Below are 26,507 nucleotides of genomic sequence, written 5' to 3'. Positions count from 1 at the left end.
ACGGCCTGATACGATGACCGAGGGTGGGGAAACTGCGCCTTCAGACAACGTGCCGCAGCTTGTCGGTATTCTAGCGCAAGGCGATCCGCGTGCCCCGAACGCCGATGGAGGAGGTCGTCATCGCGTCCACGCCGATCGCTTGCGTGCCGATGCAAACCAGGCGGGTGCCGTTGGCCGAGACGAGCATGATGACCGGCGGACCGAGGGTCGGTGCGGGCTCCGGCGGCAGCGGTTTTTCCGGCAACAGCTCGCCCTTCGCCCATTCCACCTTCAGCCGCGCGGCATCCATCGGCGCCACGTTGACGTCGATATCGGGCAGGGTTCCACTGATGCGGTAGGGACAGCGGCGCTTGTTGCAGTTGGCGCCGGAGGAAAACTGCCAGAGGGCGTAGCTGTCCCAGTTGCCCATCGGGAAGACGTTGCGGATGCCCGGCTTGTAGCGGGCGTACCAGAGCGGCAGACGCGAGAGGATCGGATAGAGCGCGCGGTTGTCGGCGATGTGGCGGGCGGTCGAGTGGTTGGTGTAGAGCATCGGATACCGACCCGTGCGCGTCTTGATATGCTGCGCGAAGATCTCGCCATCTTCGAGCGACATGAAATTGTCAGGGTCGATGCCCTCGATGTCGAGCACCATCAGCTCGTCGGCCGCGGGTTCGGCATAGTCGAGGAAGTGGTTCGCTTGCTCGATCGGGTTGCCCGGCCGCGCGAGGTGATAGGCACCCCAGAGCAATCCGCTTGCCCGCGCCACCATGCGCCGCGTCTGGTAAAGCTCGCGGCTGACCGCATATTTCCGCCACATCGTCTTGCAGTGCGCGAACGTATCGCCCTTGTGGTCGCCGGTGCAGGAAAAGCTCTCCGGCAGACCGTCGGAAGCTTTCGACACGAAACCCGCAATCCGCTTGTCCTTCAGCATCTCCTGCCAGTCGACGATATTCAGCTCATAGGCATCGATGACCAGCGCCGGCTCCGGCGTCTTCCAGGGCTCCAGATCGATGGCAAGGCCGGGCTGTGGCGCGAACACGGCGCCCAATGCCAGCAGGAGGCCCAGCGACACGACTGGCCATCGCCCGAGAGAGGAGGGAGTGAACGCGCCGGCAATGGTTCGGGCGATGTTTCGCATGCGCACAATGCTGCGCCCACATGGTTAACGCGCCGTTAATTTTGGCCGCCTGCGCCCGTCATGTGTCTGTCACAGAGGGAACCAACGACGATTCCGGCCGTTGTCAGACCAGTGAACGTCGTGCGCCTCGCCGTCGTTCGATAAAAATCCACGGAGGAAACAATGGGTCTCTTCAACGCCAAGCTCCTTTCGGCCGCAGGCCTCTCGGCCGCGCTTTTCGTCACATCGTTCGTCCCCGTCCAGGCCATGGTGCCGATTCCGGTCCAGAAGCCCGTCCAGACGGCGAATGCGGCCGAGCCCGTTCAGTATCGCGATCGCGACCGCGACGACTGGCGCCGTCGCGGCATGCATCGCCGTGGCGATGCCTATTACTATAATGGCCATCGCGGCTATCGCGAACGCCGCCGCGGTTACCGTGAGCACAATGGCGTCTGGTTCCCGCTCGCAGCCTTTGCGACCGGCGCGATCATCGGCGGCGCCATCAACAACGACCGCCCGGCCCGCGTCGGTGGAAGCCATGTCGCCTGGTGCCAGGATCGTTATCGCTCCTACCGCGCCTACGACAACACCTACCAGCCCAACAACGGTCCCCGTCGCCAGTGCAACTCGCCGTATTGATCGGCTGAACCTGCAGGCTTGAATACGCAAAAGGCATCGGTTCCCCGGTGCCTTTTGCGCGTTATGACCTCTGTGTCAAAGAATCCCGATTCGTTTCAGGATGGTCCAGGCAAAGGCCATGGACATGACGATAAAAACGCCGGCGATGAGGGTGCCGTGGATACCGCCGGCCAGCGGCAGGTCGCTAGTGTTCATGCCGAAGAAGCCGGTGACCAGCGTCGGCGGCAGCAGGAAGGCGGTCATCAGCGAGAGGATGTAGAGGTGGCGGTTGGTCTCGGAGGAGAGCTTGCTGTCGATTTCCTCGTGCAGCAGCCGCGCCCGTTCCTGCAGCGCGAAGACGTCGCGGTCGACCGTTTCCAGCCGGTCGGTCAGGCGTTCGGCGACGTCGATGAAGCCCGTGGGAACCTCGTCTTCGTCCGATGCCGCGGCTCGTCTGAGAAGAGCGAGCAGCGTCCGCAGATGCCGGTGCAGGCGGACGGCGGTGCGGCGGAGCGGCGCTAGCCGCGGCTGGTCGTTGTGCCCGGCCTCTCCGTAGACTTCGTCCTCGATGACGTTCAGTTCCTCCGTCAGTTCCAGCACGAGGCCGATCAGCGTGCGCTGGAACTCGATCACCATCATCTCGAAAAGGTCGATCGGCCGCAGGCAGCGCGGGTTCTTCTCGATCGCCGCCTTCACCCGGTCGATGCTGCGCAGCGGATGCAGCCGCGTCGTCACGATGACCTTGTCGGTCACGACGAAATGCAGCCAGCCGATGGTCTTCGTCATCTGGTCGAAGGTGCGCTCGAAATCGACCAGCGTGCCGTGCACCATGGCCTCGTCGGTCGTGATCGCGGCTTGCGTATCATGGCTCGACAGGGTGGCCAGCGCGTCCGGCGGCAGGTCGCAGATCTTCTGGATCAGCGCCGGCGTGCGCGCGTCGCTCAGCGCCAGATGCAGCCAGAGCCAGCCTTCGCCCTCCGTCAACGTCTCCAATGGCGCATCCGCGGAAATGCGTTCGCCGCGGCCCTGTCCCGGGCGGAAGCGATAGGCCCAGACGAGGCCGGGAATTTCGGGAGAAACGAGGTTCATGACAGAATGTCCGGCAGTCGGAGTCGTGCTGTATCGACGTTCTATGACAGTTTCGTTGCAAGGCAAAATGAAGCCTCGCAAACCGGGCCGGGAGATCGGGAACATTAGCGATCAATCGCGCATCTCCCAGTTGACGTTTACGTAAAAATCAATAATTTGACCCGCGGCGCAGGAGAAGACGGGTGGGCGCCGGCAAAGGCAGGAGAACCTTATGTACACATCCCCTGTGGACGACATTCTGTTCACGCTCAATCATATCGCAGGTCTCGATGGCGACGCGTCCGTCGATGCGGATATCGTGGAGGCCGTGATCTGGGAGGCGGGCCGCTTCTGTGACGCGACGATCGCACCTGCGGCCGCGCGCGGGGACAAGGAGGGCTCAAAGCTCGCCAATGGTGAGGTCCGCTCGCCGACCGGTTGGCCGGAGATCTATCGCGCCTGGGCTGCCGCCGGCTGGAATGGCCTTGCCGCGCCGATGGAGGCGGGCGGGCAGGGCCTGCCGCACCGCCTGCAGATCGCCGCCATGGAAATCTGGAACGGCGGCTCGATGGCGTTCGCGCTGGCGCCGATGCTGACCGCCGGTGCTGCAGAAGCGCTCGCCGCGCACGGTTCCGATGCGCTCAAGGCCCGCTTCCTGCCGAAGATGGTCTCCGGCGAGTGGACAGGCACGATGAACCTGACCGAACCCCATGCCGGTTCGGATCTGGGTACGCTGCGCACCCGTGCGGAACGCCGCGACGACGGCACCTACCGGATTTTCGGCCAGAAGATCTACATCACCTGGGGCGAACACGACTTCACGGACAACATCGTCCACCTCGTTCTCGCCCGCCTGGCCGATGCGCCCGAGGGGACGCGCGGCATTTCCCTGTTCCTCGTGCCCAAGTTCATCGTCAATGAAGACGAGACGCTTGGCGCGCGCAACGATCTCTTTTGTCATTCGATCGAGGAGAAGCTGGGCATTCATGCCTCGCCCACCTGCACCATGATCTATGGCGACGGCCGCTTCGGCGAGGAGGCGGGCGCCGTCGGTTACCTGATCGGCGAGGAAAATCGCGGGCTTGCCTGCATGTTCACCATGATGAACAACGCCCGCCTCGCGGTCGGCGCCCAGGGTGTTGCCATGGCGGAAGCCGCCACGCAGGGCGCGCTTGCCTATGCTCGGGAGCGCCGTCAGGGCAAGGCCCCCGGTGCCGCCACGGCCAGCCCGATCATCGATCATCCCGATATCGCCCGCACGCTTCTGACCATGAAGGCGCTGACGCAGGGGTCGCGCGCCATCACCTATCTCTGTGCGGAGGCGGTCGATCGCGCCCACGAGGCTGAAGGCGACGAAAAGCGTCATTGGCAGGATCGTGCAGCGCTCCTGACCCCGATCGCGAAATCCTTCCCGACGGATGTCGGCGTCGAGGTTGCCTCGCTCGGCATCCAGGTTCATGGCGGCATGGGCTTCGTGGAGGAAACGGGTGCTGCCCGCCTGCTGCGGGATGCGCGCATCGCGCCGATCTATGAAGGCACGAACGGCATCCAGGCCATCGATCTCGTCACCCGCAAGCTGCCCCTCGGCGATGGCGCCCATGTGCGCGGCCTGATTGCCGAACTCTCAGCGATCGCGAAAGCCGTGACCTCAGTCGAGGGAGACAAGGGCGCATGGGGCGAAACCGCCGCGCGTCTCGACAAGGCGATCGGCGAACTGATCACGGCGACCGACTGGCTCCAGTCCGAACTCGCCGCCGGACGCCTGGCGGCAGCCCTTGCCGGTGCCACGGCCTACCAACGCCTCTTCGGCCTCGTCCTCTCCGGCGTGCTTCTCGCCAAGGGTGCGGCGGTCGTGGTGGAGGATGGCCGTCAGCCGCAGCGCATCGCTCTTGCGCGCTTCTTCGCCGAGAACCTGCTCGGCGAAACGGCAGCCCTTGCCGACGCCATCCTCCACGGCGCCAACAGCCTCGAGGCTGCGCGCATCGCGCTGAACTGAGACCCTGATATGACCGACGAGACGATCCTCATCGAAAAGCCGGACGCCGCGATCCGCGTCATCCGGCTGAACCGCCCGGAAAAGAAGAACGCCATTACCCGCGCCATGTATGTGGCGATGACGGAAGCGCTCGCTGCGGCCGAGGCAGAAGACGACGTTCGCGTCATCGTCTTCCTCGGCACGCCCGGCTGCTTTTCCGCCGGCAACGACATGGCCGACTTCGCCCAGATGGCGATGAGCGAAACGCTGGGAACGGAGGTCCTCGGCTTTCTGCATGTGCTCGCGACGGCCACCAAGCCGCTCGTCTCCGGGGTCGATGGCTTGGCGATCGGTATCGGCACGACGCTGAACCTGCATTGCGATCTCACCGTCATCTCCACCCGCACCCAGCTGCGAACCCCGTTCGTGGATCTCGCGCTGGTGCCGGAGGCCGCCTCCAGCCTCATCGTCCCCCGCGTCATCGGCCATCAGCGCGCCTTCGCGCTGCTCGCCGCCGGTCTGCCGATCGCTGCCGAAGACGCCGTCGCCGTCGGGCTCGTCTGGAAAGCGGTCGCACCCGAGGCGCTGGAAGAGGAAACGCTCGCCGCCGCCACCATGCTCGCCGCCAAGCCGCCACAGGCGCTGCGCATCGCCCGGCAGCTCCTGCGCGGCGACACCACGGAAACCCTGGCCCGCATCGACCTCGAAGCGGACCATTTCGCCGCCCGCCTCAAAAGCACAGAGGCCCAAGCCGCCTTCATGGCCTTCCTCTCCAAGCGCTGACGGAGCCCGGAAGGGCCTGCGGTGTCTTGCAGCAGGAAGCATCAGGATGTATATTAGCGGAGTGGCAGCCGGAGCTCGAACTCCGGCTGCCTTTCGCTCAGACTTGGAATAGAACCCGCACGCGCATTCGCCAGCCCGTGCGGGTTTTCCATATCTCAAGCGTGATGCTTACGGGTAGATACCCCATTTGCCTCACTCCTGTTCGACAGCAAAGCCTATGCCGAGGTCGGGGAGGCTCATCGTCCCCGACGCGCTGGCTGGCACAGCGCTTTCTGCTTCGGCTGCGAACGGCCAAGCGTAGCAGAACGAAATTCTTTATATAAGATATTTCTTCTATATCGTCGGAGCAGCCGACGAGGTGGCTCGACGTGTCTTGCACCCGGCAGACAAGGCTGTATATTAGCGGAGTGGCAGCCGAAGCGCGAACTCCGACTGCCTTTCGCTCAGACTAGGAATATGACTCGCACCTGGACTTGCCAGCCGGTGCGGGTTTTCCTTATCTCAAGCGTGATACCAACGGGTAGATACCCCATTTGCTTCACTCCTGTTCGACAGCAAAGCCTATGCCAAGGTCGGGGAGGCTTATCGTCCCCGACGCGCTGGCTGGCGCAGCGCTTTCTGCTTCAGCTACGAACGACCGAAGCGTAGCACGGGCTTTTTCAGAATATTAGAAAAAAATGATGGACCGTTAGCGCGTCAGCGTCGCCACCGCTTCGACGTGGGATGACCAGAGGAACTGATCGACCGGGGTGACCTTGGTGACGCGGTAGCCGCCTTCTATGAGGATGGAGAGATCGCGTGCCAGCGTCTGCGGGTTGCAGGATATGGCGACGATGGTCTTGACCGTCGAGCGCGCCAGTTCGCGACATTGCGCCTCGGCGCCGGCACGGGGCGGATCGAAGACGACGGCGTCGTAGACCTTCAGCTCGGAGGTCATCATCGGCCGGCGGAAGAGATCGCGCTTTTCGATGCTGACGGGCTTCAGGCCTTGCGTGTTGCGGGCGGCGAGATCGAGCGCTTTCAGCGCCTTCTCTTCGCTTTCCACGGCATGCACGCGGCCCTTGCGGGCCATGCGCAGGGCGAAGGTGCCGGTGCCGGCGAAGAGATCGGCGACCCGCTTGGCCTTGCCGAGATGCGTCATGACGAGCTCCGCCATCGCGGCCTCCGCAACGGCGCTTGCCTGCGCAAAGCCGCCGGGCGGCGGCGAGACCGCGATGCCGTCGAAGGTGATGAGCGGCTTCAGCGGCTCGACGATCGTCTCGCCATTGACGGCCAGCCGCGCGATGCCGCGCAGTTTCAGCACGGCCTCGATCGCCTGTTGCCGGTGCCTGTCCGACAGCGCCTTGATGCCCTCGGCAGCCAGATCGAGCCCGGTCGTCGTCTCCAGCACGGTGATGCGGAACGGCTCGGCACTGGCGGCAAGCGCTGCTGCGATGATGCGGATGGCTGCGAGCCGCGACACGATGCCGGGGCTCGCGATGGGACACTCCGTTATGGAGACGATGTGATGGCTTTCCGTCTGGTTGTAGCCGAGCAGCAGCTCCTTCTCGGTGCGGCGTGCGGTGAAGACCGTGCGCCGGCGCTCGCCGGGGCGGGCGATGACGAGCGGCGCCACCTCCGTCTCGATGCCGCGCGACCGCAGGGCGTCGATGACGATCTGCCGCTTGAACGCATGGTAGAGGTCGTCGCCGGCATGCTGCAGCGTGCAGCCGCCGCAGGTGCCATTCTCGCCTTCCGGCCCGAAATGCCGGCAGGCGGGCGCGACACGGTCGGGCGACGGTTCGAGCAGCGACATCACCGTGCCCTGCTGCTTGTTGACGGCCATCGTCACCCGTTCGCCGGGAAGCGTGAAGGGCACGAAGACGGGCCCGGACGGGGAGGAGACGATGCCGTCTCCCTGCAGGCCGAGCCGTTCGATCGTCGCGGTTTCCGCGCTCATGCCGCGTCCTCGTCGGTCTCTGTGTCGAGATCGGCATCCTCGCCGTCGTCCAGAGGCTTGCGGCCGGCGAGAAGAAACTCCTCGTTGCCGTCACCGCCCGTAATGGGGGAGGGGATGAGGCCGAGGCTTTCCCAGCCCATCTCTTCCACGAGCCAGCGCTCCAGCTCCGCCGCCACCTCGGGCGCCGTCGAGGGGTCTTTCAGCAGTCCCGCCTTGCTGACGAAATCGCGGCCGGCCTCGAATTGCGGCTTCACCAGGAGAATGCAGAGCGCGCCTGGCACGGCAAGATCGAGCGCCGGCGGCAGAGCGAGCTTCAGCGAGATGAAGGAAACGTCGGAGACGACCATGCCGACCTCGCGGTCTTCCAGATGCTCTTCGTCGAGCACGCGCGCGTTCAGGCCCTCGATGTTGGTGACGCGCGGATCGGCCTCGAGGCGCGGATGGAACTGCCCGTGCCCGACATCGATGGAAATGACGTGCGCGGCACCCGCATGCAGCAGCACCTCGGTGAAGCCGCCAGTGGAGGCGCCGATATCGAGGCAGTCGAGCCCTTCAGGCGACAGCGCGAAATGATCGAGCCCGGCTTTCAGCTTCAGCGCCGCGCGCGAGACATAGGCCTGGACCGGATCGTCGATCTCGATCGTCACATCGTCGGGAAAGGTGGAGCTCGGCTTGGTGACGACGCGGCCGTTGACCCGCACGGTTCCGCGCTGCACGGCATCGCGTGCGCGGGACCGGCTGGCGACGAGCCCGAGGTTGAGAACGAGCTGGTCGAGGCGGACGGTGGTTTTTGGTTCGTTTGACATGGCGCCTGTCATGGCGTGTCAGGGCCCGGCTGACAAGCCTTTTGCGTCATATCGCACGGATCTCGGCGGCGTAGCGCCCCATCATAAGCGTCCGAGGTTAGCCCGCGGCGTCGCGGCCGACGCGCTTCTGCCCGAGCGCGCGAAACACGGTGGAGACGATGCCGGCGCGGTCGAGGCCTGCCTGGGCATACATGGCCTCCTGCTTGCTCTGCTCCATCCAGATGTCCGGCAGCACCATCGGTCGCACCTTCAGGCCCGAATCCATCAGGCCTTCCAGCGCCAGAAACTGCAGCACATGGCTGCCGAAGCCGCCGACCGAGCCTTCCTCGATGGTGATCAGCACCTCGTGCTCGCGGGCAAGGCGGCGGATGAGGTCGTGATCCAGGGGCTTGGCAAAGCGCGCATCGGCGACCGTCGTGGAAAGCCCCGAAGCGTCGAGGTCTTCCGCCGCCAGCAGACAATCAGCGAGCCGCGTGCCGAAGGAGAGCAGGGCGACCTTCGTGCCTTCCTTGACGATGCGGCCCCGGCCGATCTCGAGAATCTCGCCACGAACCGGCATGTCGATGCCGACGCCCTCGCCGCGCGGGTAGCGGAAGGAAATCGGACCCTCGTCATAGGCAGCGGCGGTGCGCACCATATGCTTCAGCTCGGCCTCGTCGGCCGCGGCCATCACCACGAAGCCGGGCAGGGCGGCAAGATAGGTCGTGTCGAACGAGCCGGCATGCGTCGGGCCATCCGCACCGACGAAACCGGCGCGGTCAATGGGAAAGCGCACCGGCAGCCCCTGGATCGCAACGTCATGGACGACCTGGTCGTAGCCGCGCTGCAGGAAGGTGGAGTAGAGCGCCGCGAAAGGCTTCAGCCCCTCCGTCGCAAGACCGGCCGCAAAGGTCACGGCATGCTGCTCGGCGATGCCGACGTCGAAGATGCGGGTCGGATGGGCCAGCGCGAACTTGTCGAGTCCGGTGCCGTTCGGCATGGCGGCGGTCACCGCGACGATCCGCTCGTCCTCGTTGGCCTCCTGCACCAGCGTCTCGGCGAAGACGGCGGTATAGGACGGTGCATTCGGCTTGGCCTTGGCCTGCGCCCCGGTGATGACGTCGAAGGTGTTGACGCCGTGATATTTGTCGGCGGCAGCCTCGGCCGGCGCGTAGCCCTTGCCCTTCTGCGTCACGACATGGATCAGCACGGGGCCATGCGCATTGTCGCGCACGTTGCGCAGCACCGGCAGCAGGTGCTCGAAGGAGTGCCCGTCGATCGGCCCGATATGGTAGAAACCCAGCTCCTCGAACAGCGTGCCGCCGGTCACATAGCCGCGGGCATGCTCCACCGCGCGGGTAATGGCGCGGTCGATCGACTTGCCGAGATAGGCCGTCAGCTTCTTGCCGAGCTCGCGGAAGCCCATATAGGTCCGCCCGGAGGCGAGCCGCGCCAGATAGGCGCTCATGGCGCCGGTCGGCGGCGCGATCGACATGTCGTTGTCGTTGAGGATCACGATCAGCCGGGCATCGAGCGCGCCGGCATTGTTCAGCGCCTCGTAGGCCATGCCGGCCGACATCGCCCCGTCGCCGATGACGGAGATGACGTTGCGCTTCACGCCCTGCAGCTCGGAGGCCACAGCCATGCCGAGGCCGGCTGAGATCGAGGTGGAGGAGTGCGCGGCGCCGAAGGGGTCGTATTCGCTTTCGGCCCGGCGGGTGAAGCCGGAGAGGCCGTTTTCCTGCCGCAGGGTACGGATGCGGTCGCGGCGGCCGGTCAGGATCTTGTGGGGATAGCACTGGTGGCCGACGTCGAAGATCAGCCGGTCGTGCGGCGTGTCGAACACCTTGTGGATGGCGATGGTCAACTCGACCACGCCGAGGCCGGCGCCCAGGTGGCCCCCGGTGCGCGATACGGCGTCGATCATCTCGGCGCGCAGTTCTCCGGCAAGCTGCGGTAGGTCCTTGTCGTCGATCGCTTTCAGATCCCGGGGCAGGTTGACCTTGTCCAGAAGCGGCGTCGACGGCGGGGAGTTCGGTTGGGTCACGCTGTCCTCATACCCGCGGTCGTTGGTAGGCCGCGATAGAAATCATTCGCAAAAAGGCGTCTTAATCGCAATTCGCCGGAATTGCAAAAGCCCGTCGCCGCAACATCCGCACGATGGTGCAGTGTCCGAAAAAGGCCATGCGGCAGATCGGTCGGTAAGGACGATCCGCTCCCGAATCTGCATCAAGGGGCGACGGTCAGGATACCGGAACCCCCGTCTCGATCCTACAACAAAGTTCGACCTTGAATGTTCGGCCCTGAACGTTCAGGGCCGGGCGCATCAGGCGCGCGCGGCATTCGTCCGGCGCATGATGGTGACGGTGGCAAGCCAGAGCACCACGCCGATGCTGAGAAGCGCGCCGGCGATGAGGTACTGGACGGGATCGCGCCCGGTCCACGGGCCGGCGAGGAAGGTGCAGGTCAGCGCGCCTAGCACCGGGAAGACCGTGGGAATGCGGAAGTGCTTGTGCTCCACCGTATCCTTGCGCAGCACCAGCACGGCGATGTTGACGATGGCGAAGACGCAGAGCAACAGCAGCGCCGTCGTTCCCCCGAGTTGGGGAACGCCGCCGGCAAAGATCAGCAGGCCGACGGCCAGCAGCGTGGTAAAGCCGATGGCGATATAGGGCGTCTGGCGTCCATGATGCACGCGGCCGAGAATGGCAGGAATGACGTCTTCGCGGGCCATGCCATAGAGCAGCCGGCTTGCCATCATCATGTTGATCAGCGCGGAGTTGGCGACCGCGAGCATGGTGATGACGCCGAAGATGCTGATGGGAAAGCCGGGCGCGCCGGCCTGCACGACTTTGAGCAGCGGCGTCTCGCCTTCGCTCAGTTCGCCGGCAGGCACGAGCGTGATGGCGGCGATGGACACAAGCACATAGATGACGCCGGTGATGAGCAGGCCGGTCAGGAGAACCTTCGGAAAGATCCGGCTCGGATCCTTGCACTCCTCGGCCATGTTGACGGAATCCTCGAAGCCCACCATGGCGAAAAAGGCGAGCGTGGTGGCGGCGATGACCGACCAGAACACGCCGCTATCCCCAGCGGGCGTAAAGGTCGTGACGCGCGACACGTCGCCCTGACCGTGAAAAATCGCCCAGAAGCCGATGCCGATGATGATCAGCAGGCCCGTCAGCTCGATCATCGTCAGCCCGACATTCAGCTTCACGCTCTCCCCGACGCCGCGAAAGTTGATGGCGGCGACAAGTACGAGAAACAGGACCGCGATCAGCACAACCATGCCATCGCCCACATCGAGCCCAAGCGCCGCCGTGAAGTTGGCGGAAAACGCCCGCGCCGCCGTGGAGGCAGAGGTGATGCCCGACGACATCACCGCGAAGGCGACGATGAAGGTGAGAAAATGCACGCCGAAGGCCTTGTGGGTATAGAGCGCGGCGCCCGCCGCCTTCGGATACTTCGTCACGAGTTCGAGATAGCTGAAGGCGGTGAGCAGCGCGACCGCGAAGGCGATCAGGAAGGGCAGCCAGACGATGCCGCCGACTTTGGCCGCGACCTGTCCGGTCAGCGCATAGATGCCGGTGCCGAGAATATCCCCGATGATGAAGAGCAGCAGGAGCCCCGGCCCCATCACGCGCTTCAGTTCGGGTTGCGTCGTCTGTTTCTCCTGCCCCGTCATCGGAAACCCCTTCTCCCATGGATGTTGTTCGCAATGACATAGCTCTGCCAGCCGCGAAGGAAAGATGCATCCGGTAAGACCATGAGGAAATTCGAAATCGCCTCAGGGTTGCATATTCCCGGCTGGCACGCGGGACGTATGATGTTGAAAGGACACGCATGGAGCATGTCCTATTCAACGCTTTGGTAATTCGAAGTGTCTATATCCAAGTCATGACGCGGCGACAGGCGCGAACGGGTGGTCGGACCTCCGGCATTCGAACATGGGATGAACGGGATGCTCGCGACACTGACAGGCCTGTGCCAGCAAACGATGCGCACCGCCATTGCCGCCGATGACGATCTGGTGGCCAAAGGCCTGAACGCCAACAAGGCGCTCGCGCTTATCAAGCAGTTATGGATGCAGACCGGGATCGAACTCGACGTCAACGTGTTCTACCTCCACCGCACGCCCCGCGCGATCGTCGAGGCGATCGGGCAGGGTTGCGTGCAGCCGACCGACAAGATTCTGCTTTTGCGCGAGGGCGACCGCACGCGCCCGCTCTTCCTCTTTGCCGGGGGCGTGAACTGCTTTCTGGAGACGCAGGACCTTGTCGATGCCTTGACCTTCGAGGGCGCGATCTACGGCATCACGCTGACGGATTTCGGCCGGCCGGCCTGCTCTCCGCCTGAGGTCGCCGACGAGGTCGAATGCGCCTATCGCGCCATGAAGACCATCCAGCCGGAGGGGCCTTATCGTCTCGCGGGTTACTCCTTCGGCGGCGTGCTGGCACTGGAGCTTGCCCGCCGGGCGCGGGCGGATGGCGACGTGATCGAGGCGCTGATGCTGCTCGATCCGCCGCAGAACGATCATAGCTGGCCGCTCCTGCTCTGGGCCGGGCTGATGCGCCGGACGATCACGCGGCAGGTGAAGTCGGTGCTCGGGAAACTGGCAGGCCGCGCCCTGCGCCGCGGCAAGCCGTCGGCGGAGCGTCAAGGCGATGCCGGTGTCGAAGCCCCGCGTCCGGGTCTCGACGTCTCCGCCTCGCATCACAGCCCGCCGCGGCGTGGCCACCAACTCTTCTTCCGCTTTCGCAATCCGCGTCGGTCGGATTACCCGCTCTACGCGCCGCAATGGGCAGGCGGCTATACCCCCGCTTACGATGCCTGCGCCCGTCAATTGCTGCAGATGAAAGGCCTCTACAGGCCGAGCGTCTATGATGGACCGCTTGTCTTCTTTGCCTCGACGTCCGGCTCGCCGATCGATTGCAACGCCAGGCGCATCTGGAAGGCCTACCTGCCGGAGGCGAGATGGGTCTCGGCCTCGGGCAACCATCTCAGCATGATCGTCGCCAGAAAGGCCCGCAAGCTTGCCGCCGTGATGGACATGCATCTGCGGCTCATACCCATATCGGAACCCATATCGGCATCGGAAACATCCGCGCCCGCGAAAAGCGCGGCCGCCTGATCAGTTGCCGTCCAGCGGCTCCACACCCTGCGGCTTGCCGGCGCGGTCGAGGCGAATCTTCTCGATGCGGTTTTCGGCCGCGTTGAGCAGGGCCTCGCAATGCTTCTTCAGCGCTTCCCCGCGCTCGTAGAACTCGATCGAGCGGTCGAGGGCGACATCGCCGCGCTCCAGCGCTGATACGATCGATTCCAGTTCCTCGACGGCTCGCTCGAAGGACAGCGAGGCGACATCGGCCGGGCCGGAAGGCTCCGCCGGGCCAGCGCTTGGTGATTGCGTGCGTGTCTCGTTTGCCATGGCGGTCATCCCCTCATCAGGCGCTGGATATGAAGACCCGCCGATTCGGCGAGCCCCACGAGGTCATAGCCGCCTTCGAGCAGGCTGACGATGCGGTTGCTGGCATGCTTGCCCGCAACGTCAAGCAACCGGCCGGTCGCCCAGTCGAAATCGTCGCCGACGAGGTTGATCTGCGCCAGCGGATCGCGGTGATGGGCATCGAACCCGGCCGAGATGATGATGAGATCCGGCTGGAAACGCTCGAGCGCCGGCAGCACGCGCGACTTGAACGCCTCGCGAAAATGCTCGCTGCCGGTATCGGGGGAAAGCGGCGCGTTGACGATGGTGTTGTGGGTGCCGGTCTCGTCCTTCGCGCCGGTGCCGGGATAGAGCGGCATCTGGTGCGTCGAACAGAAGAGGACGGAGGCATCGTCATAGAAGATGTCCTGCGTGCCGTTACCGTGGTGCACGTCCCAATCGACGATCGCCACGCGCTCGGCCCCGTGCACGCGCTGGGCATGCCGCGCGGCGATGGCGGCATTGTTGAAGAAGCAGAAGCCCATGGCCTTCATCTTCTCGGCATGGTGCCCGGGCGGGCGGGAGGCGACGAAGACATTGTCGGCCTTGCCGGTGAAAACCGCGTCCACCGCAGCCACCGCGCCGCCGATGCCGGTCAGCGCCGCCTGCAGGCTCGCGGGGCTCGCATGCGTATCGGCCTCGAAACTGTTGATGCCCTCTTCGGGGATCACCGACATCACAGCCCGCAGGTGCTCTTCCGGATGGGCAAGCAGCACGAGATCCTCGTTGCCCTGCGGTGCTTGTTTGCGGACAAGATCGGAAAACCGCTCGTGCTCCAGCGCCAGATTGAGCGCCCGCAGCCGATCCGGCCGTTCCGGGTGGCCCTCGGGCACCTGATGCTCGAGGAAGATGGGGTTTTCGTAGAGGATGGTTGTCATGGGCGCCAAGCTAGAGCGCTAAAGAGGCAGGGTCCAGCACCTTGCCGGCTTTTCCCCGCCCGTTCCCTCTTCAGGCTTGGTTCCGGTCAGCTCCGCTGCGGCAGCAGGGGATAGCCGACGAGGACGGCGCGGGCGGCAAGTGCTGCGATGCCGGCCTTGAGGATGTCACCCGGCAGGAAGACGGCGTTTGCCGAGAGAGCGGCCACGAAGCCCATGCCGGTGTTGATGGCCAGCCAGATCGTGCCCATGAGGTAGACGACGCCGATGCCGCCGATGATCGAGGCGAGGAAGAAGCCAGCGATCTGGCGTGCGCCGCCCTGGGTTTCGCGAACGATCCGTTCGGCGACGAGGCCGGTGACGAAGGTGCCCAGAACCCAGCCCGCGATGTAACCGCCGGTCGGGCCGGCAAGGACGGCGAGCCCGCCGCGGCCGCCCGAAAGGACCGGCAGGCCGACGGCCACCATGAGGATGAGGAGGAGATAGGCGAGCGCACCGCGCTTGGCACCGATGATGCAGCCGGCTAGCATGACGCCCATCGACTGCGCGGTGATCGGCACCGGCACGAAGGCGAGCGTGATCGGCGGGATGATGCCGAGGACGATGATGATGGCAGTAAACAGGGCGGTCAGAACCAGGTCGCGCGTCGACATTCGCCTCTCCTTTCACGAGTTGCTGATGGAGGCCGATTAGTGACGCCGCAGGCCCCGTGCGTCAATGGCCATCGCAATCATGTCGGCATCTTTCAGCGTGAGGATGATCAACGGCGCCAGCATTTTCAGCGGGCGCACGGGCAGGCCCCGCGCCGCATGCGCTTCCCGCAGGCTCTCGTATCGCGTCGAGATCTCCGGCACGAAGCGCAGCACCAGCCCCAGCGCCAGCCCGATATCGGCGGCATTGACGAGCCCCAGCCGCTCGAACGGCATCATCAGCCGGGTGATCTCCTCCATGAAGTCGCCCACCTCTGTCGAGGCCGTGACGGTGGCGGCAAGGAGAATGAGCGTGGCGAACCGGAAGAGGACGACGAGACCGTGAACTGGCGTCTCGAAGAAAGCCGTTGCTCCCGCCACAAGCCCGATGGAGACGAGCGGCCAGGCAAGCCGCGACAGGCCTTCAGAAAACGACACGCCCACCGTGGCGAAGACGAGCGCCGAGAGCAGAACCGCCCCGCCGAGAACGAACGGATCGACCGTGAGAAAGACCGCAAGGCTGGCGACGAACAGGACCGCGAGCTTGGTGCGCACGGACAGCCGGTGCAGCAGCGTCGCGCCCTCGACATGCAGGCTCTTCAGCACAGCGCCACCGCCTCATAGGCCTTTACGACATCCCCCGGTATGCCGTCGGCGATCAGGCGGCCTTCGTGGAACAGAAGCACGCGCTCGAAGCTCTCGATCAGCGACAGGTCGTGACTGACGACGATGGCCGCCTCGTCGAGGCTCGCCAGCGTGTCGATCACCCGCTTCCGGTTCTTGAGGTCCAGCTGGTTGGTTGGCTCGTCGAGAATGAGGATGTCGGGTTCGGTCACCAGCACGCTTGCCATGGCCACCAGCTGCGTCTCCCCGCCCGACAGGGCATGCACCCGCCGCCGCGCCAGATGCTCGATACCGAACCGCATGAGAATGCCCTCGACCCGCGCCGCGACCTCCGCTTTCCCAACGCCCCGGCTCTTCAGCCCAAGCGCGATATCGTCGGCGACGATCGGCAGGATCAGCTGGTTTTGCGGGTTCTGGAAGATGAAGCCGACCGTGCCGAGAACGGCCGGGCCATCCGCGACCGTATCGAGCCCGTTCACCGTCACGTGGCCCCGGCTCGGCTTGACGAGGCCGTTGATGGCCCGCGCAAAGGTCGTCTTGCCCGACCCATTGAGCCCGATCACCCCGATCCGCCGCTCGGTGAGCGCGAGGTCGAGCGGATGCAGCGCGACGGTCTCGCCATAACGAATGCTGCAATCGGCAAAGCGGATCTCCAATCCCGTCTCCTCGGATGTCGCAGTGGATCGCCGGTTCATAGGCGAACGCGGGCAAAAGGCAAAGCGGGAGTTGATTCTTCGTCAGAACAAAGCATGATCAAAAACATGACGATTCTCGTATCCAACCGCGATGCCCGCCGCATCTTCCTCAACCGCCAAGGGCTGGCATCGCCGCCCAACCGGGCGCTGACGAAGGCCGGCCTGCTCGACCTCATCACGAAGATCGGCTTCGTGCAGGTGGACAGCATCTCCACGGTGGAGCGCGCCCACCATATGATTCTCCACGCCCGCAGCCAGACCTATCGGCCCGAGCATCTGACAGCCCTTCTGGAGAAGGACGGCGCGCTGTTCGAGCACTGGACGCATGACGCCTCGATCATTCCCAGCGCCTTCTTCGTCTACTGGAAGCATCGCTTCGCGAGCGAAAGCGAGACGCTGGTGGAGCGCTGGCGGAAATGGCGGGAGGCGGGGTTCGAGGATGTCTTCGACGACACGCTGAAGCAGATCACCGAGACCGGCCGCGTGCTCGCGCGCGATTTCAAATACGAGGACCGCACCTCCGGCGGCTGGTGGAACTGGCACCCTTCCAAGACCGCGCTCGAATATCTCTGGCGCACCGGCAGACTGGCGATTGCCGGCCGCGACAGCTTCCAGAAGATTTACGATCTGACCGAACGCGTGATCCCCGAGACCTATCGATTAGGCGAGGTGGACCGCGAGGCCTTCATCGACTGGTGCTGCCGGGCGGCGCTCGAGCGTCTCGGCTTTGCCACCCACGGCGAACTCGCCGCCTTCTTCGCGCTGATCTCGCCGGAAGACGCGCGGCAATGGGTGCTGTCCCACGCCCACGAGCTGCAATCCGTGGTGATCGAGCCCGCCGACGGCAGCCGTCCGCGCGCCGCCCATGCGCTCGCCGGCTTCCCCGATACCCTCGGCGACCTCGAAGACCCGCCGGCCCGCCTTCGCGTCCTCAGCCCGTTCGATCCGCTCCTGCGGGATCGCGCCCGCACCGAGCGCCTGTTCGGTTTTACCTATCGCATCGAGATCTTCGTGCCCGAGCCGAAGCGCCAGTACGGCTACTACGTCTTCCCGCTCCTCGAAGGCGACCGTCTCATCGGCCGCATCGACATGAAGGCCAACCGCAAGGCGGGCTTGCTGGAGGTCAAGCGCCTCTGGTGGGAACCGGGCATTCGAGCTTCTTCAGGCCGCGACGCCCGCCTCGACGCCGAACTCGCCCGCATCGCCCGCTTTGCCGGTGTCGAGCAGGTGGTGTGGCTGGAGGGGGCGAGGGGGTAGGGCTGTTTTATTTCAGCGGCATCTGTTGTACGATGCCGAGGCGAGCGCATGATAAGAGCCACCCAGAGGACCGAAGATGAAGCCGTCCGCCGCCGTTGAGAAACACCGCGAAGCCGTCCACGCGCTGGTCCGCCGCTTTCACCTGTCCAACCCCCGGATCGTCGGTGCTGCAGGAGAGAACGGCGAGGCGGAAGGCGACGAACTCGAATTCCTCGTCGACGATCGCCCCGGCACCACGCTCCTCGATCTCGGCGGACTTCAGGTCGAGCTGGAGGAGCTTTTCGGCACGCAGGTCTATGTGCTGACGCCAGGCGGTTTGCCGGAGGGGCTCCGGGCAAAGGTGCTGGACGAGGCCGTGCCTGTATGAGTTCAAGACGAGCCGTTCTGCATCTGCGTGAAATGCAAGACATGGCTCTCTGGGCGTCCCGATTTTGTGATGGCATGAGCCGCGAGCAATTTCTTGCAGACCAGAAGACGCGCCAGGCGTGCCTTTTCAATCTTCTCATCATCGGTGAGTGCTCGGCCCGCATCCTTCAGGATCACCGTCTTTTCGCCGACCGGTTTCCGCATATGCCTTGGCCGAATATGAAGGGAATGAGGAACCACATCGCTCATGGCTTCTCGACGCTCAATTTCGATACGATCTGGGCGACTCTGGAACAGGCGGTTCCTGCGTTGATCACGATGCTCCCCGACGTGATAGAGGCCGCCGCAGAGGACCACCGCGGCGCCTGACGCCTCCCGATCAGCCGAAGCCGGTCCTCGCCATTACTTAAGGACTTGCCGAAATCCTTGATGAACCAAGATCTGGCCGCACACCTGTCAGGCCGCATGCGGCTCGTCGAGCGCGATGCGCAGCTTGAAGCCGGCAGCCGTCGCGATATTGACGAGGGCGTCGAGTGAGAACTTATCGACCTTGCCGCGCATCAGGTCGTTCAGACGCGGACGTGTCAGGCCGAGCCGCACGGCAGCCTGTTCCTGAGGGATGTCCCAGCTTGTCACCTTCTGCCGGATGCCGATCATCAGGTCGGCGCGAGCCGTTAGATTGGCAGCTTCCGCAGCAGTGTCCGAAAGCGCGTCGAAGACATTGTCGAACGTTTCATCCATGAGATGCCTGCCAGTTTCTGAGACGTGTCGCTGCCAGATTGAGATCGCGCTGCGAGGTTGCCTGTGTCTTCTTCTGGAACGCGTGCAGCACGAGAACACGATCCGCAAGCGTCGCGAGGTAGATGATCCGAAAGGCCCCCGTTTCGTCTCGGATTCGGATTTCCCGTACACCGGAACCGATCGCCTTCATCGGTTTCCAGTCCGCAGGGTCGAGGCCGTGTTGCAGCGTTCGAAGCGCAACGCCGGCACGGTAGCGAACCGATTCCGGGAAATGCCGCAGCACATCCCGGCTATCTCCAAGAAATGAAACGGGCTTCATGCCCTAACTGTATCAAATTCGATACAGTCCGCAAGACCTCACAAAATCACCGTCTCCGAAATCTCGATCCCGAACCCTTCCAGCCCGACATAGTGCCGCTCGCGGGTGGAAAGGAGCTTGATCGAGGAGATGCCGAGGTCTTTCAGGATCTGGGCGCCGAGGCCGATTTCGAGCCATTCGCTGTCGCGGGCCTGGGCTTCGCTGTGGCCTTCGCGGTTCTGCATGCCCTTGCGCGCGGTCTGTGACGCGCCGACGCCGACGGAGCCTTCGCGGAGATAGACGACGACGCCGCGGCCGTAGTCGGAGATGCGCTGGAGGATGTGGTCGAGCTGGCCCTGCTTGCCGAAGACATCGGCGCCGACATTTTCCAGATGCAGCCGCACCGGAATATCGACGCCATCGCGGATATCGCCGAAGACGACGGCGAGGTGCTGCATCGGGTCCCAGGGCAGGGAGAAGGCGTGGCCCTTGGCCATGCCGAACGGCGTCTCGATGTCGAAGACGTCGCCGCGGTCGATCAGCGTTTCCTTGCGCTGGCGATAGGCGATGAGATCGGCGACGGAGAGTTGCTTGAGGCCATGCGCTTCCGCAAAGGCCGCGACCTCGGGCCCGCGCATGACCGTGCCATTGTCGTTGACGAGTTCCGAAATCACGCCGATCAGCGGCAGGCTGGCGAGCTTGCAGAGATCGACGGCTGCTTCCGTATGGCCGGAGCGCATCAGCACGCCGCCTTCGCGCGATACCAGCGGAAAGATATGGCCCGGCCGGACGAAATCGGCGGCACCGGCATTGGGATTGGCAAGATTGCGCACGGTCAGCGTCCGGTCGTCGGCCGAGATACCGGTCGTCGTGCCATGCTTGAAATCGACGCTGACGGTGAAGGCGGTGGTGTGGGCGCTGTCGTTGTCGGCCACCATGGCGTTGAGGTTCAGCCGCTTGGCCTCTTCCTTGGGCATGGGCGCGCAGACGATGCCGGAGGTGTGGCGCACGATGAAGGCCATCTTCTCGGCCGTGCAGTGGACGGCGGCAACGATCAGGTCGCCCTCGTTCTCCCGGCCGTCATCGTCGGTGACGACGACGATTTCGCCGGCCTCGAAGGCCCGGATGGCATCGACGACGCGCTTCTGGTCGAAGGACATGGATGGAATCCTCTCGTTTCGCATGGCCGCTCGGGCCGCAGGGTCTTGTCGGCTGGCCCGACCGTTTGACTAATCGAGGCGACCGGTCTGGCCGCGGTCGCGCAGGTAGTGGTCGGCGATCGCGCAGGCGACCATGGCTTCGCCGATCGGAACGGCGCGGATGCCGACGCAGGGGTCGTGGCGGCCCTTGGTGCGCACGTCCACCTCCTGGCCGTCCGCGTCGATGGAGCGGCGCTCGGAAAGGATCGAGGAGGTCGGCTTGATGGCGAAACGCGCGACGACGGGCTCTCCGGTGGCGATGCCGCCGAGAATGCCGCCGGCGTGATTGGAGAGGAACACCGGCTTGCCATCCGGGCCGATCCGCATTTCGTCGGCATTTTCCTCGCCGGTGATGCCGGCAGCCGCAAAGCCGTTGCCGATCTCCACGCCCTTGACCGCGTTGATGGACATCAGGTTCGAGGCGATATCCTGGTCGAGCTTTGCATAGATCGGCGCGCCGATGCCGGCAGGCACGCCCTCCGCCACAACCTCGATGATGGCGCCGACGGAGGAGCCGGCTTTGCGGATGCCGTCGAGGTAGTCTTCCCAGACGGGGACGATCGCCGGGTCCGGCGCGAAGAACGGATTGTTGCCCACCTCCGACCAGTCCCAGTTCGCCCGGTCGATTTTGTGCTGGCCGATCTGCACCAGCGCTGCGCGCACGGTGAGGCCCGGCACCACGCGCCGCGCCAGCCCGCCGGCTGCAACCCTTGCTGCCGTCTCGCGGGCGGAGGAGCGCCCGCCGCCGCGATAGTCGCGAATGCCGTATTTCAGGTCGTAGGTGTAGTCGGCATGGCCCGGGCGGTAGCGCCGGGCGATCTCGCCATAGTCCTTGGAGCGCTGGTCGGTGTTCTCGATCAGCATGGAGATCGGCGTGCCCGTGGTGATCAGCGTCTCGCCGTCCGCATCCGGCATCACGCCGGAGAGCACGCGCACCAGATCGTCCTCGCGCCGCTGGGTGACGAAGCGCGACTGGCCCGGCTTGCGTTTGTCCATCCAGGCCTGCAGCTCGGCCAAAGTGAAGCGAATGCCCGGAGGGCACCCATCCACGACACAACCGAGCGCCGTACCGTGGCTTTCGCCCCATGTGGTGACGCGGAAGAGATGACCGAACGTATTATGCGACATGCTGCGGCAACCATTATCTGCTGCGGGCGGCCTCCACTGGCAGCGCCCGTTCTCTGGCGGACACTCTTACTGCATAAGTCGCAAGGCGGAAACGCTTTGCACAGAAAAACAGGGGATGCCGGCGAGAGGTCCGTTAAGAGGCGAGCTGCCACTTCGCCGCCGCGAGATCCGCGAGCCGGTCGGCCGGCAGCGGCTTGGAGAAGGCATAGCCCTGCAGAATGTCGCAGCCGAGGACGGCGAGCATTTCGGCATGCGCCAGCGTCTCCACGCCTTCGGCCACCGTCCCGATGCCCAGCGACCGGCCGATCTCGATGATCGCCCGCACCAGCGCCTGCTCGCGGGGCGCGTGGGTGATGGGGGAGACCAGCTGCCGGTCGATCTTCAGCCGCTTCGGCTTGATCTTCAAGAGGCTGACGATCGAGGTGTGGCCGGTGCCGAAATCGTCGAGCTCGATATCGATGCCGAGCGCGACGATGCCGGCGATGTTGGCCGTGATGATCTCGTCGTCGCCATCCAGAAAAATCGCCTCCACGAGTTCGAAACAGAGCTGTCCCGGCGCGAATGCGAGGTTGGAGAGCGTGTCGAGCAGCGCCTCGTCCCGCAGTCGCCGCGCCGAGACGTTGACGGAGATTCTAGGAATGGAGATCCCGGCGGCCGTCCAGTGCATGAGGTCGATCAGCGCGCGCTCCATCACGATCTGGTCGAGCGTGGCCACGACGTTCAGGTCCTCGGCGATCGACAGGAACCGGTCGGGCGTCAGCACGCCGTCGCGCGGATGGTTCCAGCGGATCAGCGCCTCGACCCCGCAGAGCTCCAGCGTTTCCGCGTCGAACTGCGGCTGATACCAAGCCGTGAATTCGCCGCGCTCGATGCCTTCGAGGATTTCGTCGCCGATGCGCTTGCTGTTGAAGATCTCGGACTGGAGCGCCTCGCTGAAGAATTCGTAGCGATTGCGGCCCTTCTCCTTGGCGCGGTAGAGCGCGATATCGGCGTTGACCAGCAGCCGTCCGAGATCGGCGTCCGCACCGCGGCCGACGGCAATGCCGACGCTGACGCCGAAACGACAGGAAAAGCCCTCGTAATCGACGGGCTGGCGCATCCGGGTGATGATCCTGTCGGAGAGCGCTTCCAGCTTCCCCGGGACCGGGTTCGGCACGAGAACGACGAATTCGTCGCCGCCGATCCGCGCGACCAGATCGTCCGGCCCGGCCTCCGTCTTCAGCACCTGCGAGGCGTGCACCAGCATGGCGTCGCCTGCGGCATGGCCGAGCGTGTCGTTGATCTGCTTGAAGCGGTCGAGGTCGAGATGCAGCAGGGCCACGTCGGTGGCGCGCTCGGCATCCCGCTCCAGAAGGGCGGCGAGCGCGGCATCGAGCATGCGCCGGTTGCCGAGCCCGGTCAGCGGGTCGTGAAGCGCATTGTGCTCGATCCGGTCCTTGGCCGCGGCCAGTTCCGCCGACTGCGCCTCGGCAAAGGCCTTGGCTTCCATCATCGCGTTCGTCAGGCGCACGTCCTCGGTAATGTCCCAGCTGAGGCCGGTCACCGTCTTGCGGCGGTCGGCCCCCATGTTGACCGAGCCGATGTGGCGGATATGGCGCGTGCCCGTCGGCAGGACGACGCGATAGTCCGTCTGGTACCGCTCGAAGAACATCACCGTATTGTTCAGCACCTCTTCCGCGTGCGGCAGGTCGTCGGGATGAATGTTCGCTTTCCAGCAGATCGGTCCGGGCGCGCCGTTGCGCGATGGAAGGCCGTGGAGGCTGTACATCCGGTCGTCCCAGGTGCGCAGCCGCGTCTCCAGGTCGATCTCCCACACCCCGAAGCTGGAACATTCGAGCGCCAGATTGAGCCGCTGCGACATGGCCAGGAATTCCCGGTTGCGACGGTCGAGCGCGGTGATGGCGCGCCGGCGTTCGCCCATCAGCCCGAATGTCAGCACGATCGGCACGATCACGATCATGGCGAAGGCCATGATCGTCAGCGCGATCTGTTGCTGGTTGTCGGGCCGCTGGTCGAAGCCGCCGACGGGCGCGCCGGCGAGCTGCCACGTGCCCCCGGGCAGAACGACATTCTGCAGCACCGCCTCGGCATGAAACGTCGCATTCGTACCGAAGAAGGCATCGCCGATATTGGCGGAATCGGAAATGTCGCGAATACCGAGCATCACCGGCGTGCTCCTGCCGGCGGCCACCGCGCCGCGTCCGGCCCCGGTCGTTAGATTCGCGCCCAGATAGACGGCGCTTTCGTCGATCACCGCCTCGACGAAGCCCCAGAGAGCGGGCACGCCGTCGGGGCTGTAGAAGACCGGCGTGTAGACGTCGAAACCCGTGGAGCCGTCGGGAAGCACGAGCAGGCTGCCGATGGCGGCGCGCCCATGGGCCTGCGCTCGTTGCGATGCGCTGCGTTGGGAGTAGAACCTGTCGAGCCGCATGCCCGCCATCCGGGCGTGCTCCATGGATGGCATGACCCGGGAAATGACACCGCCGGGCGCAAGGCTGATCCGGCGGATGCCGGGATTGCGCTCCATGATTTTCGTGGCGAGCGCGGCGAACCGGGCGGAGGATATGTCGCCATCGAGGGCGATATCGTTCGCAAGGCCGGAAAGGGCGACGGTATTGCTGTCGATATTCGCCTGGATCTGCGCCTCGGCAAGGCGCAGCGTGCTCTGGACGTCGCTTCTCAGTGCTTCGCGGAAGTTCGTGCTGTTCTGTGCCTGATAGAAATGCCCGACGGCAAGCAGGATCAGCGTCGCTAGGAGCGACGGGATGATGGAGGAACGGGTGAAGCGCACGAAGATCGACGCTCTGGCGCGAACAGCGTCCCCAATTCCCGCCATGTGACCCGTTCCCTGTGCGCTCGTCCACCGTGTGAACTCGCCCGACGGTAGTGCCCGAAGATTAAGATCCTCTTATGCAATGGGGTGGCCAGCGGGTTGCAAAGCAGCCTGGAGCGACGTCAAGACTTTGCTAACCATGTTCGCGCTAACCTGGTTCGCCGTCACATGCTCATCGGATTGTCACAAGCTTGGTGAATTTTTGCCACAATCGGCGCCCAAAAACTGCATCATATTCGAACAGTGAATCAAACGGTCAAGAGGGAGACTTGGTATGCGTTTCGTCGTTGCGACATTGATGGCGACCGCCAGTTTCTTCTCGCCGCTCGCGGCATTTGCCGATAGCGCCGATATCGAAGCCACGATCACGGGCATCGACACCGAGCGGCTCAGCCTCTCGCTGGATGACGGCAAGAGCTATCAGGCGCCGGAAGAATTCAATTTCGAAGGCCTGAAGGCCGGCGTCAAGGTCGTCGTGTTCTACACGGAAGTCGACGGCAAGCGCGTCATCAACGATCTCGAAGTCGTTCAGTAGAAGGGTCTTTTCAGACCCAGCCGACCGTTCCGTTCTCGATCTTCAATATCCGGTCCTGCGGAATGGCGCCCATCGAGGCCTCCTCGGGCGCCATGGCGCCGAGAAGCTTGAAGACGCTGCGGATGACGCCGCCATGGCTGACGCAGACGGTGGGAACCGTGACGTCCTTCATCCAGGATGCGATGCGCCAGGAGAGGATCTCGTAGCTTTCCGCGTCGTCGCCGGGGGGAATGAAGTCCCACTTGGAGGCCTCGCGCTCGGCGACCCGCTCCGGCACGCGCGCCTCCAGCTCTTCCAGCGTGAACCCTTCCCAGTCGCCGAAGGAAACCTCCTTCAGACGGTCGTCGGTCCGGTAGGCCTCGGGCGCGAGCCCCATCGCGCCGCGCAGCAGCTCCATCGTCTCGCGCGTCCGCCCGAGCGGGCTTGCCACATAGTCGAACGCGATCGCTTGCGTGCCGAGGATGTCGGCCAGCGCCCGGCCATTGCCGCGCGCTTGGTTACGCCCCGTATCGTTGAGCGGAATGTCCTTCTGGCCCTGGAGGCGGATTTCCGCGTTCCAATCGGTCTGGCCGTGACGGATCATATAGATCAACATAAGGAATTGCCTGACTGTGGGGGAGGGCGCGACGCGCATCCCACGGAAAGGCCGGATCACAGGCCGGCCGCGTGGCGATGCGCGATCGAAGAGCGGACGTCAGTCCTTGACGACGGCGATATCCGGCGCGTCGACCGCCTTCATGCCGACGACATGGTAGCCGCTATCGGCATGGTGCACTTCGCCGGTCACCGACCGCGAGAGATCCGACAGCATGTAGAGACCGACATCGCCAACCTCGTCGATCGTTACAGTGCGGCGCAGCGGTGCATTGTACTCGTTCCACTTCAGGATATAGCGGAAGTCGCCGATGCCGGAGGCGGCCAGCGTCTTGATCGGGCCGGCGGAGATGGCGTTGACGCGGATGTTCTTCGGGCCGAGATCGACCGCGAGATATTTTACGCTGGCTTCCAGTGCTGCCTTCGCAACGCCCATGACGTTGTAGTTCGGCATGACCTTTTCGGCGCCGTAATAGGTCATGGTCAGCAGCGATCCGCCATCCGTCATCAGCTTTTCCGCGCGGCGCGCGACCGAGGTGAAGGAGTAGACCGAGATCTGCATGGTCTTGGCGAAGTTGTCGGGCGAGGTATCGACGTAGCGGCCGGTCAGTTCGTCCTTGTCGGAAAAGCCGATGGCGTGGACGACGAAGTCGATCTTGCCCCAGGTCTTCTCGATATGGTCGAAGACGGCGTCGATGCTGGCTTCGTCGGACACGTCGCAATGGCCGGCGAGAATGCCGCCGAGTTCGGCCGCTAGCGGCTCGACGCGCTTCTTCAGGGCATCGCCCTGGTAGGTGAACGCGATCTCGGCACCCTGCGCATGGATCGCCTTGGCGATGCCCCAGGCGATCGACCTGTTATTGGCGACGCCCATGATCACGCCGCGCTTTCCACTCATCAAACCGGATGTCTGCGCCATCGTGT

The 26,507-nt window shown here is 64.5% G+C and carries 26 protein-coding genes; 8 read left to right on the top strand and 18 right to left on the bottom strand.

Annotation, left to right across the window (positions count from 1 at the left end; genetic code table 11):
- Positions 1-70: 70 nt before the first annotated feature.
- Positions 71-1,120 carry a glycoside hydrolase family 25 protein gene (locus tag C8J33_RS08340; protein ID WP_132663699.1) on the bottom strand — a complete coding sequence of 350 codons (1,050 nt, stop codon included), beginning with the start codon at positions 1,118-1,120 and terminating at the stop codon, positions 71-73.
- Positions 1,121-1,282: 162 nt separating this feature from the next.
- On the opposite strand from C8J33_RS08340, the gene C8J33_RS08335 reads away from it, so the two are divergent.
- Positions 1,283-1,738 carry a BA14K family protein gene (locus C8J33_RS08335; protein ID WP_110799873.1) on the top strand — a complete coding sequence of 152 codons (456 nt, stop codon included), beginning with the start codon at positions 1,283-1,285 and terminating at the stop codon, positions 1,736-1,738.
- 75 nt (positions 1,739-1,813) lie between these two features.
- On the opposite strand, the gene C8J33_RS08330 is transcribed toward C8J33_RS08335, so the two are convergent.
- Positions 1,814-2,806 (bottom strand): transporter, encoded by a 993-nt coding sequence (locus tag C8J33_RS08330; RefSeq protein ID WP_132663698.1) that lies wholly within the window; start codon positions 2,804-2,806, stop codon positions 1,814-1,816.
- A gap of 211 nt (positions 2,807-3,017) precedes the next feature.
- On the opposite strand from C8J33_RS08330, the gene C8J33_RS08325 reads away from it, so the two are divergent.
- The gene (locus C8J33_RS08325) at positions 3,018-4,781 is read left to right on the top strand and encodes an acyl-CoA dehydrogenase (protein WP_132663697.1); all 1,764 of its coding nucleotides are present in this window, start codon (positions 3,018-3,020) and stop codon (positions 4,779-4,781) included.
- 9 nt (positions 4,782-4,790) lie between these two features.
- A complete protein-coding gene (locus C8J33_RS08320; RefSeq protein WP_132663696.1) occupies positions 4,791-5,543 on the top strand; it encodes a crotonase/enoyl-CoA hydratase family protein in 753 nt (250 codons plus the stop codon).
- A 688-nt stretch (positions 5,544-6,231) separates the two neighbouring features.
- Here the strand turns inward: C8J33_RS08320 and C8J33_RS08315 are convergent.
- From C8J33_RS08315 to C8J33_RS08300, 4 genes are all read right to left on the bottom strand, one after another.
- The gene (locus C8J33_RS08315) at positions 6,232-7,482 is read right to left on the bottom strand and encodes a class I SAM-dependent RNA methyltransferase (protein WP_132663695.1); all 1,251 of its coding nucleotides are present in this window, start codon (positions 7,480-7,482) and stop codon (positions 6,232-6,234) included.
- The gene (locus C8J33_RS08310) at positions 7,479-8,288 is read right to left on the bottom strand and encodes a TlyA family RNA methyltransferase (RefSeq protein ID WP_132663694.1); all 810 of its coding nucleotides are present in this window, start codon (positions 8,286-8,288) and stop codon (positions 7,479-7,481) included. The genes C8J33_RS08315 and C8J33_RS08310 overlap by 4 nt, the downstream gene beginning before the upstream one ends.
- Positions 8,289-8,385: 97 nt before the next feature.
- On the bottom strand, positions 8,386-10,314 hold the full coding sequence (gene dxs / locus C8J33_RS08305) for a 1-deoxy-D-xylulose-5-phosphate synthase (RefSeq protein ID WP_132663693.1): 1,929 nt from the start codon (positions 10,312-10,314) through the stop codon (positions 8,386-8,388).
- Between the two features lie 279 nt (positions 10,315-10,593).
- Positions 10,594-11,952 (bottom strand): APC family permease, encoded by a 1,359-nt coding sequence (locus C8J33_RS08300; RefSeq protein ID WP_132663692.1) that lies wholly within the window; start codon positions 11,950-11,952, stop codon positions 10,594-10,596.
- A 276-nt stretch (positions 11,953-12,228) separates the two neighbouring features.
- Between C8J33_RS08300 and C8J33_RS08295 the strand changes: the two genes are divergently transcribed.
- Positions 12,229-13,398, top strand: a complete 1,170-nt coding sequence (locus C8J33_RS08295; RefSeq protein ID WP_165929761.1) for a thioesterase domain-containing protein — start codon at positions 12,229-12,231, stop codon at positions 13,396-13,398.
- Here the strand turns inward: C8J33_RS08295 and C8J33_RS08290 are convergent, their stop codons facing one another.
- From C8J33_RS08290 to C8J33_RS08270, 5 genes are all read right to left on the bottom strand, one after another.
- Complete coding sequence (locus C8J33_RS08290) at positions 13,399-13,692, bottom strand: exodeoxyribonuclease VII small subunit (RefSeq protein ID WP_110800121.1); 294 nt, start codon at positions 13,690-13,692, stop codon at positions 13,399-13,401.
- A 5-nt stretch (positions 13,693-13,697) separates the two neighbouring features.
- Entirely contained in the window at positions 13,698-14,627 is a 930-nt protein-coding gene (locus C8J33_RS08285) for a histone deacetylase family protein (RefSeq protein WP_110726702.1), read from the bottom strand.
- A gap of 86 nt (positions 14,628-14,713) precedes the next feature.
- A complete protein-coding gene (locus tag C8J33_RS08280) occupies positions 14,714-15,277 on the bottom strand; it encodes a biotin transporter BioY (protein WP_110799864.1) in 564 nt (187 codons plus the stop codon).
- A gap of 36 nt (positions 15,278-15,313) precedes the next feature.
- A complete protein-coding gene (locus tag C8J33_RS08275) occupies positions 15,314-15,916 on the bottom strand; it encodes an energy-coupling factor transporter transmembrane component T family protein (protein WP_165929799.1) in 603 nt (200 codons plus the stop codon).
- A complete protein-coding gene (locus tag C8J33_RS08270; protein WP_132663689.1) occupies positions 15,913-16,593 on the bottom strand; it encodes an energy-coupling factor ABC transporter ATP-binding protein in 681 nt (226 codons plus the stop codon). The genes C8J33_RS08275 and C8J33_RS08270 overlap by 4 nt, the downstream gene beginning before the upstream one ends.
- A gap of 105 nt (positions 16,594-16,698) precedes the next feature.
- On the opposite strand from C8J33_RS08270, the gene C8J33_RS08265 reads away from it, so the two are divergent.
- The 3 genes from C8J33_RS08265 (at position 16,699) to C8J33_RS08255 (ending at position 18,624) form a co-directional block, all read left to right on the top strand.
- Complete coding sequence (locus C8J33_RS08265; RefSeq protein WP_132663688.1) at positions 16,699-17,889, top strand: winged helix-turn-helix domain-containing protein; 1,191 nt, start codon at positions 16,699-16,701, stop codon at positions 17,887-17,889.
- Between the two features lie 76 nt (positions 17,890-17,965).
- On the top strand, positions 17,966-18,256 hold the full coding sequence (locus C8J33_RS08260) for a nucleotidyltransferase family protein (protein WP_110732810.1): 291 nt from the start codon (positions 17,966-17,968) through the stop codon (positions 18,254-18,256).
- A gap of 41 nt (positions 18,257-18,297) precedes the next feature.
- Positions 18,298-18,624: a HepT-like ribonuclease domain-containing protein gene (locus C8J33_RS08255; RefSeq protein WP_110732809.1), complete on the top strand. Its 327-nt coding sequence runs from the start codon at positions 18,298-18,300 to the stop codon at positions 18,622-18,624.
- 87 nt (positions 18,625-18,711) lie between these two features.
- Here C8J33_RS08255 and C8J33_RS08250 read toward each other — a convergent pair whose 3' ends face one another.
- From C8J33_RS08250 to C8J33_RS08230, 5 genes are all read right to left on the bottom strand, one after another.
- A complete protein-coding gene (locus C8J33_RS08250; protein ID WP_132663687.1) occupies positions 18,712-18,996 on the bottom strand; it encodes a helix-turn-helix domain-containing protein in 285 nt (94 codons plus the stop codon).
- Positions 18,989-19,315: a type II toxin-antitoxin system RelE/ParE family toxin gene (locus tag C8J33_RS08245; RefSeq protein ID WP_132663686.1), complete on the bottom strand. Its 327-nt coding sequence runs from the start codon at positions 19,313-19,315 to the stop codon at positions 18,989-18,991. Before C8J33_RS08245 ends, C8J33_RS08250 begins: the two co-directional genes overlap by 8 nt.
- A gap of 38 nt (positions 19,316-19,353) precedes the next feature.
- Positions 19,354-20,454, bottom strand: a complete 1,101-nt coding sequence (gene ribB, locus C8J33_RS08240; protein ID WP_132663685.1) for a 3,4-dihydroxy-2-butanone-4-phosphate synthase — start codon at positions 20,452-20,454, stop codon at positions 19,354-19,356.
- A 69-nt stretch (positions 20,455-20,523) separates the two neighbouring features.
- Positions 20,524-21,621: a chorismate synthase gene (gene aroC / locus C8J33_RS08235; RefSeq protein ID WP_132663684.1), complete on the bottom strand. Its 1,098-nt coding sequence runs from the start codon at positions 21,619-21,621 to the stop codon at positions 20,524-20,526.
- A 133-nt stretch (positions 21,622-21,754) separates the two neighbouring features.
- Positions 21,755-24,457, bottom strand: a complete 2,703-nt coding sequence (locus tag C8J33_RS08230) for a bifunctional diguanylate cyclase/phosphodiesterase (protein WP_132663683.1) — start codon at positions 24,455-24,457, stop codon at positions 21,755-21,757.
- A 271-nt stretch (positions 24,458-24,728) separates the two neighbouring features.
- Here C8J33_RS08230 and C8J33_RS08225 point away from each other — a divergent pair, with 271 nt between their 5' ends.
- On the top strand, positions 24,729-24,989 hold the full coding sequence (locus tag C8J33_RS08225) for a DUF1344 domain-containing protein (protein ID WP_110726688.1): 261 nt from the start codon (positions 24,729-24,731) through the stop codon (positions 24,987-24,989).
- 10 nt (positions 24,990-24,999) lie between these two features.
- Here the strand turns inward: C8J33_RS08225 and C8J33_RS08220 are convergent, their stop codons facing one another.
- Positions 25,000-25,584, bottom strand: coding sequence for a histidine phosphatase family protein (locus C8J33_RS08220; protein WP_132663682.1), 585 nt, complete (start codon positions 25,582-25,584; stop codon positions 25,000-25,002).
- Positions 25,585-25,683: 99 nt separating this feature from the next.
- Entirely contained in the window at positions 25,684-26,502 is an 819-nt protein-coding gene (gene fabI, locus C8J33_RS08215) for an enoyl-ACP reductase FabI (protein WP_092932534.1), read from the bottom strand.
- Between the last annotated feature and the right edge of the window lie 5 nt (positions 26,503-26,507).

The sequence above is a fragment of the Rhizobium sp. PP-CC-3G-465 genome (assembly GCF_004343445.1).
Taxonomy (GTDB): Bacteria; Pseudomonadota; Alphaproteobacteria; order Rhizobiales; family Rhizobiaceae; genus Ferranicluibacter; species Ferranicluibacter rubi.
The sequence above is the reverse complement of the archived record's forward strand: the minus strand, read 5'-3'. Positions and strand labels throughout refer to the sequence as shown.

Coding starts and splice junctions, on each gene's coding strand:
- C8J33_RS08330 (WP_132663698.1), bottom strand. CDS start 2,806: ATGAACCTCGTTTCTCCCGAAATTCCCGGCCTCGTCTGGGCCTATCGC.
- C8J33_RS08320 (WP_132663696.1), top strand. CDS start 4,791: ATGACCGACGAGACGATCCTCATCGAAAAGCCGGACGCCGCGATCCGC.
- C8J33_RS08295 (WP_165929761.1), top strand. CDS start 12,229: ATGCTCGCGACACTGACAGGCCTGTGCCAGCAAACGATGCGCACCGCC.
- fabI (WP_092932534.1), bottom strand. CDS start 26,502: ATGGCGCAGACATCCGGTTTGATGAGTGGAAAGCGCGGCGTGATCATG.
- C8J33_RS08340 (WP_132663699.1), bottom strand. CDS start 1,120: ATGCGAAACATCGCCCGAACCATTGCCGGCGCGTTCACTCCCTCCTCT.
- C8J33_RS08285 (WP_110726702.1), bottom strand. CDS start 14,627: ATGACAACCATCCTCTACGAAAACCCCATCTTCCTCGAGCATCAGGTG.
- C8J33_RS08280 (WP_110799864.1), bottom strand. CDS start 15,277: ATGTCGACGCGCGACCTGGTTCTGACCGCCCTGTTTACTGCCATCATC.
- ribB (WP_132663685.1), bottom strand. CDS start 20,454: ATGTCCTTCGACCAGAAGCGCGTCGTCGATGCCATCCGGGCCTTCGAG.
- C8J33_RS08325 (WP_132663697.1), top strand. CDS start 3,018: ATGTACACATCCCCTGTGGACGACATTCTGTTCACGCTCAATCATATC.
- C8J33_RS08220 (WP_132663682.1), bottom strand. CDS start 25,584: ATGTTGATCTATATGATCCGTCACGGCCAGACCGATTGGAACGCGGAA.
- C8J33_RS08300 (WP_132663692.1), bottom strand. CDS start 11,952: ATGACGGGGCAGGAGAAACAGACGACGCAACCCGAACTGAAGCGCGTG.
- C8J33_RS08245 (WP_132663686.1), bottom strand. CDS start 19,315: ATGAAGCCCGTTTCATTTCTTGGAGATAGCCGGGATGTGCTGCGGCAT.
- C8J33_RS08230 (WP_132663683.1), bottom strand. CDS start 24,457: ATGGCGGGAATTGGGGACGCTGTTCGCGCCAGAGCGTCGATCTTCGTG.
- C8J33_RS08315 (WP_132663695.1), bottom strand. CDS start 7,482: ATGAGCGCGGAAACCGCGACGATCGAACGGCTCGGCCTGCAGGGAGAC.
- C8J33_RS08335 (WP_110799873.1), top strand. CDS start 1,283: ATGGGTCTCTTCAACGCCAAGCTCCTTTCGGCCGCAGGCCTCTCGGCC.
- aroC (WP_132663684.1), bottom strand. CDS start 21,621: ATGTCGCATAATACGTTCGGTCATCTCTTCCGCGTCACCACATGGGGC.
- C8J33_RS08290 (WP_110800121.1), bottom strand. CDS start 13,692: ATGGCAAACGAGACACGCACGCAATCACCAAGCGCTGGCCCGGCGGAG.
- C8J33_RS08265 (WP_132663688.1), top strand. CDS start 16,699: ATGACGATTCTCGTATCCAACCGCGATGCCCGCCGCATCTTCCTCAAC.
- C8J33_RS08260 (WP_110732810.1), top strand. CDS start 17,966: ATGAAGCCGTCCGCCGCCGTTGAGAAACACCGCGAAGCCGTCCACGCG.
- C8J33_RS08310 (WP_132663694.1), bottom strand. CDS start 8,288: ATGTCAAACGAACCAAAAACCACCGTCCGCCTCGACCAGCTCGTTCTC.
- C8J33_RS08250 (WP_132663687.1), bottom strand. CDS start 18,996: ATGGATGAAACGTTCGACAATGTCTTCGACGCGCTTTCGGACACTGCT.
- C8J33_RS08225 (WP_110726688.1), top strand. CDS start 24,729: ATGCGTTTCGTCGTTGCGACATTGATGGCGACCGCCAGTTTCTTCTCG.
- C8J33_RS08255 (WP_110732809.1), top strand. CDS start 18,298: ATGGCTCTCTGGGCGTCCCGATTTTGTGATGGCATGAGCCGCGAGCAA.